General features: G+C 40.9%; 14 protein-coding genes. 9 read left to right on the top strand and 5 right to left on the bottom strand.

Annotated features, from left to right (window positions below; translation table 11 throughout):
- Positions 1 to 43: 43 nt before the first annotated feature.
- From GM920_RS15005 to GM920_RS14995, 3 genes are read left to right on the top strand one after another with little or no spacing between them, the layout of a single operon-like run.
- Positions 44 to 406 (top strand): DUF6249 domain-containing protein, encoded by a 363-nt coding sequence (locus tag GM920_RS15005; RefSeq protein WP_235964540.1) that lies wholly within the window; start codon positions 44 to 46, stop codon positions 404 to 406.
- A 58-nt stretch (positions 407 to 464) separates the two neighbouring features.
- Entirely contained in the window at positions 465 to 1,046 is a 582-nt protein-coding gene (locus GM920_RS15000) for an RNA polymerase sigma factor (protein WP_182958916.1), read from the top strand.
- On the top strand, positions 1,043 to 1,543 hold the full coding sequence (locus tag GM920_RS14995) for an anti-sigma factor family protein (protein WP_182958913.1): 501 nt from the start codon (positions 1,043 to 1,045) through the stop codon (positions 1,541 to 1,543). The genes GM920_RS15000 and GM920_RS14995 overlap by 4 nt, the downstream gene beginning before the upstream one ends.
- A 97-nt stretch (positions 1,544 to 1,640) precedes the next feature.
- On the opposite strand, the gene GM920_RS14990 is transcribed toward GM920_RS14995, so the two are convergent.
- Together GM920_RS14990 and GM920_RS14985 are read right to left on the bottom strand one after the other, a co-directional pair.
- The gene (locus GM920_RS14990; protein ID WP_182958910.1) at positions 1,641 to 2,195 is read right to left on the bottom strand and encodes a DUF2911 domain-containing protein; all 555 of its coding nucleotides are present in this window, start codon (positions 2,193 to 2,195) and stop codon (positions 1,641 to 1,643) included.
- Between the two features lie 23 nt (positions 2,196 to 2,218).
- Positions 2,219 to 2,401 (bottom strand): hypothetical protein, encoded by a 183-nt coding sequence (locus GM920_RS14985; protein WP_182958908.1) that lies wholly within the window; start codon positions 2,399 to 2,401, stop codon positions 2,219 to 2,221.
- A gap of 181 nt (positions 2,402 to 2,582) precedes the next feature.
- On the opposite strand from GM920_RS14985, the gene GM920_RS14980 reads away from it, so the two are divergent.
- From GM920_RS14980 to GM920_RS14960, 5 genes are all read left to right on the top strand, one after another.
- Positions 2,583 to 3,209: a TetR/AcrR family transcriptional regulator gene (locus tag GM920_RS14980; RefSeq protein WP_182958905.1), complete on the top strand. Its 627-nt coding sequence runs from the start codon at positions 2,583 to 2,585 to the stop codon at positions 3,207 to 3,209.
- Positions 3,199 to 4,512, top strand: a complete 1,314-nt coding sequence (locus tag GM920_RS14975; protein WP_182958902.1) for a TolC family protein — start codon at positions 3,199 to 3,201, stop codon at positions 4,510 to 4,512. Before GM920_RS14980 ends, GM920_RS14975 begins: the two co-directional genes overlap by 11 nt.
- A gap of 21 nt (positions 4,513 to 4,533) precedes the next feature.
- Complete coding sequence (locus tag GM920_RS14970) at positions 4,534 to 5,577, top strand: HlyD family secretion protein (protein ID WP_182958900.1); 1,044 nt, start codon at positions 4,534 to 4,536, stop codon at positions 5,575 to 5,577.
- Positions 5,578 to 5,581: 4 nt separating this feature from the next.
- Positions 5,582 to 7,129 (top strand): DHA2 family efflux MFS transporter permease subunit, encoded by a 1,548-nt coding sequence (locus tag GM920_RS14965; RefSeq protein ID WP_182958898.1) that lies wholly within the window; start codon positions 5,582 to 5,584, stop codon positions 7,127 to 7,129.
- A 239-nt stretch (positions 7,130 to 7,368) separates the two neighbouring features.
- Positions 7,369 to 9,957 carry a phosphoenolpyruvate carboxylase gene (locus GM920_RS14960; protein ID WP_182958895.1) on the top strand — a complete coding sequence of 863 codons (2,589 nt, stop codon included), beginning with the start codon at positions 7,369 to 7,371 and terminating at the stop codon, positions 9,955 to 9,957.
- Positions 9,958 to 10,333: 376 nt separating this feature from the next.
- Here GM920_RS14960 and GM920_RS14955 read toward each other — a convergent pair whose 3' ends face one another.
- The 3 genes from GM920_RS14955 to GM920_RS14945 form a co-directional block, all read right to left on the bottom strand.
- Positions 10,334 to 10,918, bottom strand: coding sequence for a carboxymuconolactone decarboxylase family protein (locus GM920_RS14955; RefSeq protein ID WP_182958892.1), 585 nt, complete (start codon positions 10,916 to 10,918; stop codon positions 10,334 to 10,336).
- Positions 10,919 to 10,994: 76 nt separating this feature from the next.
- Positions 10,995 to 11,540, bottom strand: coding sequence for a peroxiredoxin (locus GM920_RS14950; protein WP_062546387.1), 546 nt, complete (start codon positions 11,538 to 11,540; stop codon positions 10,995 to 10,997).
- Between the two features lie 145 nt (positions 11,541 to 11,685).
- On the bottom strand, positions 11,686 to 14,052 hold the full coding sequence (locus GM920_RS14945) for a S9 family peptidase (protein WP_182958888.1): 2,367 nt from the start codon (positions 14,050 to 14,052) through the stop codon (positions 11,686 to 11,688).
- A gap of 187 nt (positions 14,053 to 14,239) precedes the next feature.
- Here GM920_RS14945 and GM920_RS14940 point away from each other — a divergent pair, with 187 nt between their 5' ends.
- Positions 14,240 to 15,640 carry an aldehyde dehydrogenase family protein gene (locus GM920_RS14940; RefSeq protein WP_182958885.1) on the top strand — a complete coding sequence of 467 codons (1,401 nt, stop codon included), beginning with the start codon at positions 14,240 to 14,242 and terminating at the stop codon, positions 15,638 to 15,640.
- Positions 15,641 to 15,671: the final 31 nt, after the last annotated feature.

The raw sequence follows: 15,671 nt of genomic DNA, 5'->3' as shown, positions 1-15,671 counted from the left end.
CATAGCTTACAGAACAGAATATTAACAATTAAATTTAAATAAAATGGGACCAGAGATTTTAGTACCTATCACGCTTTTCATTTGTACCACCGCCCTTGTTTTTGGCTTGAGGTATATGTCTAATAAAGAAAAAATGGCTATGATTGAGCGTGGCATGGAGCCAGGCCTGGCCAGACCAAGAACTAGTGCACCAACACCTTTTCTAAGTTTAAAATTCGGTTTATTATTAGTTGGATTAGGAATAGGATTATTGGTTGCCTTGTTTACCGTAAGAGCTACAGGTATTGATGATGAAGAGGGTGTAGCCGTTTACTTTGGCTGTCTGAGTATTTTTGGAGGATTAGGCCTGATTATTTCTTATGCTGTCGAGAAGAACTGGTTAGATAAGCAAAAAGACCTGATTTAACCTCAAAGAACCTAATTACCTCTTAAACTCTCTAAAAAAGACGCGCGTCTACAAAAATATGCAGCATAAGCAATCGGATATCGATTTAATTACTGAAGTCCTGTCGGGCAATACCGCGGTTTATTCCGAACTGGTAAAACGTCATCAGCGCTTTGTATTTACATTGGCCATGCGCTTTTCCAAAAGCAGGGAAGATGCAGAAGAGATTGCACAGGATTGTTTCGTAAAAGCATATAAGGCTCTGGGTACCTATAAACAGACGGCAAAGTTTTCCACCTGGCTATATACCATTACCTATACCACTTCTATGAGCTTTTTACGTAAAAAGCGACTGGATGTACAGTCCATCGACGACGAAGGCAGTATCCTTCAACTGGAAAATCACAGTTCTGATTTCAATGCAGATCTGATAGAAAAAAAATCCGGTTATGTATACCTGAACCAGGCCATCGCGTTATTATCTGCGGATGATGCCAGTATCATCACCTTATTTTATCAGGCTGAACAAAGCCTGGAGGAGATCGGAAAGACCCTCAATATGGAAAGCAATACGGTGAAAGTAAAATTACACCGGGCAAGAATTCGATTAAAAGAGAAATTACAATATTTGTTAAAAGACGAAGTAAAGGAGTTATTATGATCACTATAGAAGAAGAAATCTGGGATTATATTGATGGCAACAGCGATGCTGACCAGCGACTGATTGTGGAAGCTAAGATTGCCGCTGATCCGGTTTACCGTTCCTTATATGAGGAGCTACTGGAAATCAATGCAGAGATGAGCGGGATGGATCTGGAAGAACCGTCAATGTCTTTTACGCGGAATGTGATGGAGCAGGTGAAACTAGAAATTGCCCCTGTATCGCTGAAGACCAGGACTGACAAGCGAATTATTTATAGTATTTCGGCCTTTTTTATCCTTGCCATGCTAGGTATTGTAGGCTATGTTGTGGCCAATAGCAATTTTAACCTTCAGCCTTTCAAGTTAGACAACTTCTTGTCAAGCGGACAACTGAACTTTACTAAATATGTGACACCAACCTTTATCAAGGTATTCCTTTTCGTAGATTTATTATTGGCTTTTGCTTATCTGGATAGCTTTCTTAGAAGAAAAAGACTCCATATTAAGGAAAGTTAATAGAACCTGGTCGGTTTAAGTCTGGCCTATCAAAAATCGTTAAACAAAAAATGCCCGATCAAATGATGATCCGGCATTTTCGTATATAATAGCTTGTTTATTTGAATATAATCGGCAATTCAACGGCCGTCTTATCCCAGGCAACAACCAGATTAGCACCTTCAGGCTGCGGAACAAAAGTCATAGATAAAGTCTCGATGGGCTTTTCCATGAGCTTAACTGGTACTTCTATCCGAAGAACATCTTGTGCTTCGTTATAGGTATAGGCACCCCAGCGATCCGTTTGCTTATTGAGAATCATGGTCCATTTATCCTTTTCAGGAATCGCAAATAAACTATAACTTCCTTTTTTTATCTTTTTACCGTCAATCACCACGTTCTTAAAGAACTTAATTTCTGTCGCTTCATTGGCTCCCAATCGCCAAACCTTACCAAACTGTTCAAGCACACCGAAAATATCGCGTCCTTTTTTACCGGGTCTGGAATACACCACCTTTACCACCGGACTTGCATCATCTTTAGCTTTGGCCACATTTAAGGGATAGTAAAGAATATCCGCCGGACTAGGGTCTAGTGCTGGCAATTTATATTCCTGTGCTTGAGAAAATGTAGCGTAGAGTGCTAACATTGCAATAAAGCCGATTCTTTTCATAGGAAATAAAAAGTATTAAAATTCTAGTATTCGCGGCCTTTAACCAATCCGTTTAGGAATATTGCTGAGAAAATGAAACCGATGATTCCACCTAAAACAGACCATAAGAATGCGCCTGAAATTATTGCTGCAGTTAAAGTCCCGAAAAACAGGCCTAAAACATAATATACCCAATCAAAACTGTTGTTATTTTCTTCGTTAGTCATTTTTAATATACTTAGGCCCCAAAGATATTGATTTATTTCAAAATAGGAAGTAGCATTGATAGAAGTATGGGTCTCCTATCTAGGTAAAAATTGTCATTGATTTGTCAATTAAGGTTGCGGTTCGACTTTGCATCTACAACTAATCAATCGATTGATTAATTTTGATGCGTCAAATTTACAAATGGAAAAAGCAGATAAAAAGGCTGACATTCTGGACGCCGCGGAGCGATTGTTTACAGAATTGGGTTATGAAGGTACTTCTACCCGTCAAATCGCTAAAGAATCAGGGGCAAACATGTCCATGATCAACTATTACTTTGGCTCCAAAGAAGGGGTTTTTATGGAAATCATGTCCCAAAGGATCTTCGGTTTCAATGATCAACTGCTAAGCATCAGTCAGGATAAACTCTCAAACATGGAAAAATTACTGAAAGTAGTTGAGAACTATGCGACACGGATTCTATGCAACCCGGGTTTACATAAAATGATGCACCGGGAGCTGACGCTTTCCCAACGTCCGGAAATGTTTTTGAAAGTCAAAAACTCTATGGCAAACAATTTGATCGTGATCGAAAAGATCATCGAAGCTGGTATTGACGAAGGCAGTTTCCGCCCTGTAGATGTCAGGATGCTCATCGCAACGGTAATGGGTACCATTAGTAATGTGGCCATCTCCCCTGCAAAAATCACCTATGGCACCACCCTTGACATTAACAACGAGGAAGACAAAGCTGTGATTACTGAGCGTCTGATCAACCATCTAAAAGACCTACTCACCATGTATTTAACTCCCAATAATGATAAATAGAATCAAGTTCAGCGTCATCGCATTGCTCCTGCCCGGAATGCTTTACGCGCAAAACACCAAAAACCTGAGCTTATCGGAGGCCATACAGCTCGGCATTGAAAACAGCAAGAACCTCAAGCGCTCGCAAAATAAGATCGATGCGGCCATCAATCAGCTGAGTATTGCGAAGGATGCAAAACTTCCTTCTGCACAGGCTTCTTTTCTGTACACTCATGCAGAAATCCCTACCAATCAACTGGTTATTGGCGGTGCTGATCCAATTAATCTGCCAAAACGTGCAGATGCATTTGTAGGAACAGCCAGCATTAAAGAGTTGATTTATGGCGGTGGAAAGCTGAAGTATGCGGAAGAATCCACTCGTCTGTTGACGCAAGTGGCCACCTTAGATGCGGATAAAGATAAGGAGGAGATCAGCTATGCGGTGATTAACACTTATTTTTCGCTTTACAAAATCATCCAAAGTAAAAAGGTGGTTGCGCAAAATCTGGAGTCCATTGCTGGCCAGCTGAAACAAGCAGAAAGGTTTTTTAGCCAGGGTATCGTCACCAAAAATGATGTGCTCAGGTTCCAGTTGCAACAAGCCAACGTCACTTTAACAGAGATGGAGATTGAAAACAACCGAAAAATTTTAAACTACAACCTGGACGTACTGTTAGGGATCAACGAGGACACTGAGCTATTGCCAGCGGATCCCAATGAGCACCTGGAAGGCCTGCCTTCGTTAAACAGTTATATGGATGCTGCTTTCGCGAACCGTCAGGAACTGAAACAGTTTGACATCAGGAATAAGGTAGCTGATGTGAACATTAAATCTGTAAAAGCGAATACTTTACCTACGGTAGGTATCGGTGCAGATTTGTATTATATCAACCCAGGGGGCTCCTTTATCCCAGCGAGTCATCAGTTTTTAGTTCCTATGACTTTAGGGGCGAATGTTTCCTGGAATATCGGCACACTTTGGACAAATAAGCACAAAGTAACCGACGCTAGAATTCAGCAAAAAGACATTGAGCTTCAAAAAGACATTTTTTCTGATCAGGTAAAAACAGAAGTAAACAGAAACTATCAAAATTACCAGTTGTCGGTGAATAAGATTAAGGTCTTAGAAACCTCTATCGCACAGGCTACAGAAAACGACAAATTACTGGCTTCAAAATACAAGAACAACGTCGCTTCTGCCATTGATAGAATTGATGCAGAAACACTTTTATACCAGGCAAAAATCAATCTTGAATTGGCAAAGGCAGATGCCGGACTAGCCTATTACACTTTATTAAAATCAACAGGGAAAATCTCCCAATAAAAACCTTTTATACAAATTCCAATGGAAACTGAAAAGAAAAAAAAGAATATCGTAATCCCGATCATATTGGCAGTATTGATCATCATAGGCGGGATTTTTGGCGTAAAAGAATTTATCTATTACAGTAAACATGTAGATACTGATGATGCGCAGATAGATGGCGATATCAGTCCGGTGGTAGCACGTGTGGGTGGTTACGTAAAAGATATCAATTTTGAAGAAAACACCCATGTCAAAGAAGGTGATGTTTTGGTTAAACTTGACGACAGCGATTACAAAGTGAAGCTGGAACAAGCAACGGCAGGTCAGCTGGGAGCTAGTGCAGGTGTAGGTGTATCTCAGGCTCAGATTGCCGCTACCGCAGCAAATACCAGCACTGCAAAAGCAAATATCGAAGCGGCCAGGGTAAAATTATCCTTAGCACAAAAAGATTACGCGCGTTATGCGAATCTGGTAAAAGATGGTTCAATTACTCAACAGCAATTTGACCAGGCAAAAGCCCAGAAAGAATCTGCTGAAGCTGCTTTTGCAGCTGCAAACGACCAATATGCGGCAGCGGTTAAACAGGTGGGCACAACAGAATCTCAATTGGCAGTAAGTCATACTGGGGTAACGCAACGCCAATCTGACGTAGACTTCGCGAAATTACAACTGTCTTATACTGAAATCAAAGCACCTGCAACTGGAATCGTTTCTAAAAAGAATGTTCAAAAAGGGCAATTGGTTCAGGCTGGACAATCTTTGTTTTCTATCGTGAATGACAGCAGCATTTATGTAACGGCAAACTTCAAAGAAACGCAATTACAAGACATTAAACCGGGCTTAAAAGTAAAAGTGGAGGTAGATGCATATCCAAATGCAGAGGTGGAAGGTGAAGTGTATAATTTCGCCCCAATTACGGGTGCTAAAGGTTCTCTTCTTCCTCCGGATAATGCCACAGGAAACTTCGTAAAAGTAGTACAACGTATTCCGGTAAAAATCAAAATTACCAACGCTCCGAAAGAAATCCTGGCCAAACTTCGTCCTGGAATGAGTGTAAAAGTTTCCGTTTCTATAAAAGACTAACAAGATGGCCGAGAAAGGTTTAAAAAAGTGGGTGATCACGTTCACGGTAATCACAGCCTCCTTATTGGAGCTGATTGATACGACCATTGTGAACGTTGCCATCCCTCAGATACAGGGTAACCTGGGCGCAACCCTTGAGGATGTCGCCTGGTTATCTACCGGTTATGCGGTAGCGAATGTGATCGTGCTGCCTATGTCGGGCTGGCTGGGCAGTCGTTTCGGACGCAAGAATTATTTCCTTTTTTCCATTGTACTCTTTACCATCGCATCTTTCCTTTGTGGAAATGCGACTAATCTGGAAGAACTCATCGCCTTTCGTATCCTTCAGGGACTTGCAGGTGGTGGATTGATTTCTACTGCACAAGCGATCTTAATTGAAACCTGGCCTAGAGAAGATATCGGTATTGCCACCGCCTTATTTGGGCTTGGTGCCGTAGTAGGCCCTACTGTTGGTCCAACTATCGGTGGTTATTTACTGGAAGTGAGCTCCTGGCCATTGATTTTTTACGTGAACATTCCCGTCGGGATCTTGGCGGCCTATTGTACCTACACCTTTGTCAGGGAAACACCAAAAGAAGGAAAAGGAATGCCAGTAGATTGGTGGGGAATTGTATTGCTAGCAGTAGCAGTGGGTAGTTTACAAACGGTATTAGAAAAAGGAGAAAGTGAAGATTGGTTTGCTACCCCTTACATTACCGCTTTGGCGGTGGCTTCCGTATTGGGTTTATTACTATTCATCTGGAGAGAATTAAGTACGGATCACCCGATTGTGAACTTTAAAATCATGAGGCACCGCAGTTTTTCTGTCGGCATGTTTACCTCCTTCATTTTAGGGTTTGGATTATATGGTTCCGTATTCGTATTCCCCGTATTTTGTCAGAATCTGTTGGGCTTTTCGCCACTTCAGACAGGAGAGTTACTATTCCCAGGTGGGCTATGTACGATTGTGATGATGCCTTTTGTTGGGATTATGCTCAAGAAGAACATACCTGCACAGTTTATGGCTACCATTGGAATGTTCCTTTTCTTCGTTTTCTGTTCCATGTTGAGCAATTCGACCTTACAATCGGGAACCGGAGATTTCTTCCTACCGCTGATCATTAGAGGAGTGGGTATGGCCTTATTATTTGTACCGCTTACTACATTGGCTATTCAGGACCTAAAAGGTGCTGAAATCGGACAGGGATCAGGATTGAACAACATGATGAGACAATTGGGTGGATCTTTCGGTATTGCCGCTTTAACGACCTTAATTCACGTTCGTCAAGGCTTTCACCGCAGCAATTTGCTGGTTAATGTGAACGAGCATAATCCTGCATTTACAGAGCGGTTCAATGGCTATATTCAAAGTTTTATAGCCAAAGGCTACAATTACCTGGATGCAAAAACACTGGCCTTAAAAGCTATTGAAGGCACGGTTACGAAGCAAAGTTTATTGCTGACTTATAGTGACGCCTATTGGGTGGCAGGATTGGTGCTTTTATGCTCCATCCCACTACTATATCTTCAGAAATTCAAAAAGAATGTTGCCATTCCGGCAGATTTACACTAAAACAAAACAGCCGTTAAGAATATCTTAACGGCTGTTTTATCCCAAAAAATTAACAATTAATTTCGCTTCGATCAGGCGCATACGCCCAAATTCAGCAATTCTTTAAAAGGAATTTGTATAACCTCTATAAATCTAAGTTAAGCAATTCCGGGTACAACCGCAATTAAATTAATTTACCTACAGTTCTGCATTTCCAAATCATTTTTACTAGCTTAAGCGCGAAAAAATGAACCATAAAGATGATGCAGAAACAACGCGCGAAAGGCCAGAGAGAGTCCGTATTCAACAATGAAGTTGTCTCCAGATTTGAACTTTATAACAGCCTTTTCCTAACCCTTCCCTTCTACCGAGTAAAAGATACCGGAACTTTACTTCCGCTCTTCATTAAGTATTGCGAAGATGGTGTCAAGAACCACGAAACGCCAGCAGGAATCATTAATGCATTTTTTGAAAAGTACACCCAAAATAATTCTAAGAAAGACATTATCGATCTACTTTTCCGCTTCATTCAATACATCGAACGTCAGGTGGTATTGTTTGATGCTGTTGAAGATGCCTCCTTCAATAAACTAAATGCAGATGAAGAACACAGTGCTTTACTCGTTTATCTGAAGAAGGGGGTCGACAACCCGGCCTTAACCGAAAAAATTGAAAAACTAATTGAAGACTTTTCCCTGAGATTGGTGCTGACTGCCCACCCTACGCAGTTTTATCCTGGAAGTGTGCTTTCTATCATTACCGACCTAACCACAGCCATCAAAACCAACGACATTTCTACCATCAACCAATTGCTACAGCAACTGGGTAAAACGCCTTTCTTTAATAAGAAGTCGCCGACTCCGGTTGATGAAGCGTTGAGCCTGGCCTGGTACCTTGAAAACGTGTTCTATTTTGCTGCGGCCAACATCCAATCGGAAATTGATAAAAGCTTAAATGATTATAATCTGGAATCCAAAAAGATCATCGAACTGGGTTTCTGGCCAGGTGGCGATCGTGACGGAAATCCAAATGTGCATACCGATTCCACCATTCAGGTGTCAAAAATGCTGCGCCAGATCCTTTACAGATGCTATTACAGGGACTTTAGAAACTTGAAACGTCGCATTACCTTTAGGGGTGTTGAGGAAAATATTGCGAAAGTTCAGGATACTTTGTATCAACAGGCATTTAGTCCAAATATTGCAACCGAAGACATTTCAGGCTGTGTAATTGAAAGTCTGAATAAGATTAAAACTACGCTTAATGAAGACCATGATGGCTTATTTTCCGACCTGGTTTCCGACCTGATCCGTAAAATGGAGTTGTATGGCAGTCATTTTGCCTCTCTGGACATCAGACAGGACAGCAGAGTGCTCAGGGATGTGCATACATATTGCCGCCAGAGCAAACCGCTAACCACCCTGTATCCGGAAAATTATGAAGCGCTAAATGAGCAGGAAAAGATCAATGCAATGATCTTTAAAAGCGCCAAGGTAAACTATACAGAAGCGCCGAACGCTTTGACAGAAGATACACTGCAAACCATTGCTGAGATTAAACAAATACAGCAAATAAATGGTGCATTGGCCTGCCACAGGTTTATCATTAGTAATTGTCAACAAGCAAGTGATATTTTACAACTGATAGAGCTGTTCCTTTACAATGGCTGGACAGAAGATGAGCTGACGATAGATTTTGTGCCGCTTTTCGAAACCGTTCATGACTTAGCAGACGCAGCAAGCATTATGGAGACGCTTTATAGTCATCCGTTTTACAAAAAACACTTACAAAAGAGAGGTGGCAAACAGCACATCATGCTGGGCTTCTCCGACAGTACTAAAGACGGTGGTTATTTAATGGCCAATTGGTCTATTTTCAATGCGAAAGTAGCCCTTACTACTACTGCCGATAAGCATAACATACAGCTGGCCTTTTTTGATGGCAGAGGCGGGCCTCCTTCCAGAGGGGGGGGTAAAACACACCGTTTCTATGCCTCAATGGGGAAAGAGATTGCAAATAAAAACATTCAACTTACCGTTCAGGGGCAAAGTATCAGTTCTCAATACGGTTCTATTGACAGTGCAGAATTCAATATGGAGCAACTGATCAATGCCGGCATTTCTGCAGGTATGAAGGAAAAGCACAACATCCTTCTGGATCCATTACATAAAAACCTATTGGATGAAATGGCCACAGAAAGCTTTGATGCCTTCGTTGCTTTACGTAAACACCCTTTATTCTTAAGCTACCTGGAGAAGTTCTCACCGCTTACGTTATTGTCTAAGATCACCATCAGCAGCAGACCGGTAAAGAGAAATTCTGGAGAAGCATTGAAATTAGAGGATTTGAGGGCCATTAGCTTTGTCACATCCTGGAGCCAGTTGAAACAAAACATTCCAGGTTTTTACGGTATCGGAACAGCATTAAAAAGCCAGTTAGACCTTGGAAATTGGGATAAAGTGGTAAAAACGTATCAGGAATCAGGTTATTTTAAAACAATCGTAGACAATTGCATGATGTCTATGAGCAAGACAGATTTCGCGATTACGGCCTACTTTGCCAATGATAAGACTTATGGTGCATTCTGGACGATGCTTTACAACGAATTTAAGCTCTCTAAGGAACTCTTATTGAAACTTTCAGGACATGAGAGCCTGATGGAGAATTACCCGGTAGAGAAGCGCTCTATTTCCGTTAGGGAGAAGATTGTACTGCCATTGGTATTGATTCAGCACTATGCTTTAGAACAATTGCAACATGACCTTACTGAGGAAGAACAACAATCTTTAGAAAAACTGGCGATTAGGACTGTTTACGGTATCGTAAACGCGGGTAGGAACCTGGCTTAATTTCCTTAATAAGCAGAACTAAAATTTCATCCCCGAATATTTGATGAAAAGCAAAGATTCGGGGATGTCTAGAAAGCATTAGTTCTGCTTTTATATATTCGCATCATACTCCTACCAATTTATCGCTGTTCAAGGTTTAGCAATTTCCTTTTTCAAATTTCAATGTATTTCCAGATTTCGGCTCCAAGTAGGCTTTACAATACGCTGGCTTGGGCTACATTCCGAACCTTTATTGCATAAAAAAAGAAGCTTTGCTAGGAAGCGGCTTTGAAATTTTTGCGCTGTTTAGCGCAAAAGGTTTCAGCCGATGAGTAGTCAAGCTTCTTTTTTAACAATTCTTCAAGTGTAATCTAATACCCCCGAAGCACAAACGGAATTAGTAAATTACTTTACCTGCAGAAGTAACGATTGAAGCGATACGTACCGCATCAAATACTCTTTCTTCTGTAGCGCCTAAAGCAAGTATCGAGTGTTCATGTGCATTTACACACATTTCACAGCCATTAACGGCAGAAACGGCAATACTCATTAGCTCAAAAAACTCTTTACCAGTAACCGGGCTGCTCATAATTTGCATGCGTACACGGGCAGGAATTTGAGTATATTTTTCTTTTCCTGTGAAGTGACGGAAACGGTAAAAAACGTTATTTAGGGCCAATAGAGAGGCACAACCAACTGCTTCTGCAATCTCTTCTGCAGTTGCTTCTTTAGCGATCGCCAATTTCTCAAAGAAATCGGTCAATACTTTATTGTTGTTATTTACAGCAATGCTCAATGCGATTAATGCGCATTCTTTGTCGCTCAGGTGATTTGAGGTAAAAGTGCTGCTTAAGTTTAATTTTAAATCACGTACGTATCTTGAATTACCTTTTTCTAAAAGCGTTAGGCTCTCATTTCTATAATCTGGTTCAAGACCTACTACGGCTAATAATTCCTGAATGGTTTCTGTTGCTGCTGTCATGATAAATAAATTTTTGGGTAAAAGAAATCCCTGCAAAAATGCATTTTACAGGGATTCTTAGGATTAAACAGTAAAATTATACAGTTAAAGTCTCTTGACCTTTTTCCCAGTTACATGGGCAAAGTTCGTCAGTTTGCAAAGCATCTAGTACTCTGATCACTTCTTTAACGTTACGACCAACGCTTAAATCATTTACACTTGCCCAACGAACGATACCTTGAGGATCGATGATGAAAGTAGCACGGTAAGCGATTTTTTCGTTTGGCTCTAAAATATCTAAAGCTTCAGCTAAAGATTTAGAAGTATCTGCTAACATTGGGAATTTCAAATCACGTAAATCATCGTGATGAGTTCTCCATGCAGCGTGAACGAATTCTGAATCCGTAGATGCACCGATTAAGGTAGTATCACGGTCACGGAATTCATTGAAGTTGTTGTTAAATTCAGCAATTTCTGTTGGGCAAACAAAAGTAAAATCTTTTGGCCACCAGAACATACAAGTCCACTGGTTGTTTTCGTTGATTAAAGAATCTGAAGTAATTGTTTCGAATTCTTTACCTTTTTCGATACTAACTACAGCAGTTTTTGAGAATGATGGGAATTGTTGACCTATATTAATCATAGTTTTTTATTTTTTAATTTCGTGATACAAAGGTAAGGCTATATCCCCTGAAATGCAACCAAATTCAAGAGATAACAGATACTTAATACTGATACACATATAGAGAAAAACTATACATATGAATTAAGTATTAGTTTTCCTCTATTTACTTTTTCAAAGTCGTCTCGAACAATTTAAAGATCCTTTTATACTCATCCGTCCAACTGGAAGGTTCCACAAATCCATGATCTTCAACCGGATAAACAGCGAGTTCCCAATTGTCTTTCCCCAATTCAATGAACCGTTGCGAGAGCCGAACGATATCCTGGAACTGCACATTCTCGTCTACCATGCCATGACACATCAATAAATTACCTTTTAAACCCTTTGCAAAATTGATTGGAGAGCTACGTTTATAAGCAAGTTCATCATTAAATGGTTCATTTAGGATATTTGAAGTATAGCCATGGTTGTAATGTGCCCAATCGGTAACCGACCTTAAAGCGGCTCCACTGGCAAAAACATCCGATTCGTTGAATAAGGCCATTAGGGTAATAAAACCGCCGTAGGAGCCTCCGTATAGCCCTACATGCTTGGGATCTACGTTGTATTTCTCTACCAACAATTTTACACCATCTACCTGATCTGTTAAATCTTTTCCGCCCATATGTCTGTATATACCCGTTCTATGGTCTCTTCCGTAACCAGAACTTGCGGTATAATCGATATCAATCACCGTATACCCATTGTCTGACAGCATATTATTGAACATATACTCTCTTGAATACTGGCTCCACCAGTAATGCACATTTTGCAAATAACCAGCACCATGTACAAAGACAACTGCTGGACGGTTAGGATGTGGGTTCTTAGCCGGATAAATTCTGGCGTATACATCAGATCCGTAACGGTTTTTAAAAGAGACCAGGTCTGGCTCCCTCCATGGATAAGCTTTGAACTCTTCAGAGCTGGAACTGGTCACCTGAATGGCTTTTGCACCTGGTTTATTTGGCTGAATATATAGCTCCCATGGTTTATTCATGTAAGAATAATTGATGGCCAGCCATTTTTCATCCGGAGAAAGCGTCACTTCATTCCCGCCCTTCATACTGGTTAATTGTATCAATGGGCCTCCATTTACATCCAGTTTATAGAAATGAGTGATGCCAGGATGGTCTTTATTTGCGGTGATATAGAAGGTTTTCTTGTCTTTTGAAAGTTGCAATCCTTGCACTTCCCATTTACCGGAGGTCAGTTCTTGCTTGGCACCGGTCGCAATATTTGCCAGGTACAAATGACTGTATCCAGAAGCCTCACTTTGAAAATAAAAGCGATTTTGATCTACCCAGCCTACATTTCCCCAGCCAATACCAGGGCCACCTATCCAGGCCTCATCTCTTTGTCGGTCGATAAGGCTCAGGTTTCCCGTTGCTGCATCCAGTTTAAGAAACCAAAGGTCTTTATTATCTTGTGCATCGGCGATCATGAATGCTGCCGTTCCTGATGCATTCCAATAGGGGCCGCTGAGATTTACCTGACGATCTTCGTTTTTCTTTTGACGCTCTGCCAGTTGTTTAGGGTAGTCCTTTACATAGTCAGGGAGGTCTTTTATCCCTGGGATTTGATCCGTATGCACACTATAAACAGTATCACGTTGCTGGTCGTAGATATAATTCTGATAAGTTGGCAATGGCTCCCCAACTTTAGTTCTCCCGGCGATATCTTCCGTATAACCGGAAGCCGTGATGTAATTGGGAACGATTGTATTTACTGCACCTACAGCCGGGCTGATCAGCTTATAGCTCACATATCTGGCATCCGGACTGACCACTAATCCGCTCAAAAATTTCTCTTCCAGGTAAATCGGCCTTAATGTTTTCTCCCCTTTGTCAGGAGTTGCCATAGCAAACCTGTTTCTTGTTGGCTTTCCTTCTTTATTTCTTTTCTTAATGATGTCAAAAAGATCTGTCTGTTCATCTTTTAACCAGGTATTCTGAATCGTAGGCTTGCTTTTATCCCCGCTACTCCCTGCTTTTCCCCGTACAAAGTTGGTCAGTTGACTAACTTCATTGTTCTTCAAATTAAGGGCAAAAAGATTGTCGCCACGTTGAAAAACGACAGTTCCATCCTTCAGAAAACGAGGATTAATTTCTCTTTCTGTGGTTCGGGTTAATCTTTGCTCCTGTTTTGTTTTTGGATGATACAGGTAAAGATCGCCTGCTTTCTCAACGATTCCCATCGAATGATCGTCCGTGTAAATATAGTTAGTGCCTATAGCCAGCGTTTTCGCTTTCTCATCAGACTTTTCTCTTTTCAAAGACGCTACTTGTACCTGGTAACCTTCTGATTTTTCTTTATTTTCAGGGTTCCAATCAAAGAACAGGCTTTTACTGTCGGCTGACCAGCGGAAGTTTGTAGGCGCCACACCGATCCATTTCTGATCGCGCATGATTTTCTCTACACTAAGTGTCGGATTTTGTTGTGCCTGAGCGACAGTTCCAGCAAGCAACAAGAGGGTAAATAATCTTTTCATTTTGTTTGTTTTGGTAATTCAGACCGGGATTACCTAATTACCCGGCAAGTTGGCTCAATATTTACGTTAGATCCCTCCACAATATTTATCTCCTTGCAAAGCAACATTGAGCATAAGATCGTTTCATTTTGTATATTTAGTAACCTCAAATGAGGTCCTTTTTATTAGCATAACCTACCTGGCACTTATGATACAAACTATTAACTCCGTTTTTAAAGCACAGCAGGCGCATAAATATACGCTTAGAAACAGCAATGCAACGCAACGAATTAATAAATTAAGTGCTTTAAAGAGTAGTATCCAAGCGCATGAAAAAGAAATTTATGCGGCTTTACAAAGTGACTTAAGGAAAAGCGAGTTCGAGTCGGCGATCACTGAAATTATTTTTATTTACGCGGAAATAGATTTTGCGATCAAGAATTTAAGTGACTGGATGCGTCCGGTAAAAGTAGGAAAAACGATTACAGCACTGACGGCAAAAAACAGGATTTATTATGAGCCAAAGGGAGTTTGCCTGATTATTTCGCCATGGAACTACCCTTTTCAGCTCCTGATGGCGCCACTAATTTCAGCCATCGCCGCGGGGAATTGCGCCATATTAAAACCTTCAGAACTGAGTTCTGAAACCAGCTCCATCATCTGCCGGATCATAGAAAAATGCTTTGAGGAATCCGAAGTTTCCTGTTTTGAAGGGGATGCCGAGCTCTCCACTTACCTCTTGAGCCTGCCCTTTGATCACATCTTTTTTACAGGAAGTACAGCTGTTGGAAAGATCGTTATGGAAGCTGCGGCAAAAAACCTAACTTCCTTAACACTAGAGCTAGGTGGAAAATCGCCAACACTGATTGATGAAACAGCCAACCTGGATACTGCTGCTTCAAAAATTGCCTGGGGAAAGCTGACAAATGCTGGTCAAACCTGCATTGCTCCCGATTACATCTTAATTCATGAATCCCTTGAGCAGGCTTTTATCGAAAAATATAAATCCGCTGTCCATCAGATGTTTTACACTAAAAGCGGGGAGCTCAACCTGGATAGTTATGCGAAAATCATCAATAAAAAACATTTCAACCGTATTGAAGCATTGATTAGTGATGCCGTCGACAAAGGTGCCAAAATTCCTTTTGGCGGAAATGGCGATGATGCTACACAAACCATTACACCTACAATTTTGACCGCTTTACCGGAAAATGCAAACATCATGAAGGAAGAGATTTTTGGCCCGGTATTGCCCATTATCACCTTTAAAAAAATAGAAGAGGCCATTTCTTTAATCAACAAAATGGATAAACCTTTAGCGCTTTACATTTTTAGTCAGGATAAAAAACGGATTCAGCAAGTGATCAAAAACACCAGCGCCGGAGGAACCTGTGTAAACGATGTCTTGATCCACATCAGTAATCCTAAATTGCCTTTTGGGGGTGTAAATAGAAGCGGATTAGGCAGCTGCCACGGCCAATATGGATTTAAAACCTTTTCTCATGAAAGAGCCATTGTTTTTCAATCCAAACTGGAGATGAGTAACCTGATTTATCCCCCCTATGAAAAAAAAGGGTGGGTCCTCAAGTGGTTAAAAAAACTAATGTAAACCCAAAATAATTACCTGCTGAAGATTTATA

Source organism: Pedobacter gandavensis (genome assembly GCF_014172405.1).
Taxonomy (GTDB): Bacteria; Bacteroidota; Bacteroidia; order Sphingobacteriales; family Sphingobacteriaceae; genus Pedobacter; species Pedobacter gandavensis.
The sequence above is the reverse complement of the archived record's forward strand: the minus strand, read 5'-3'. Positions and strand labels throughout refer to the sequence as shown.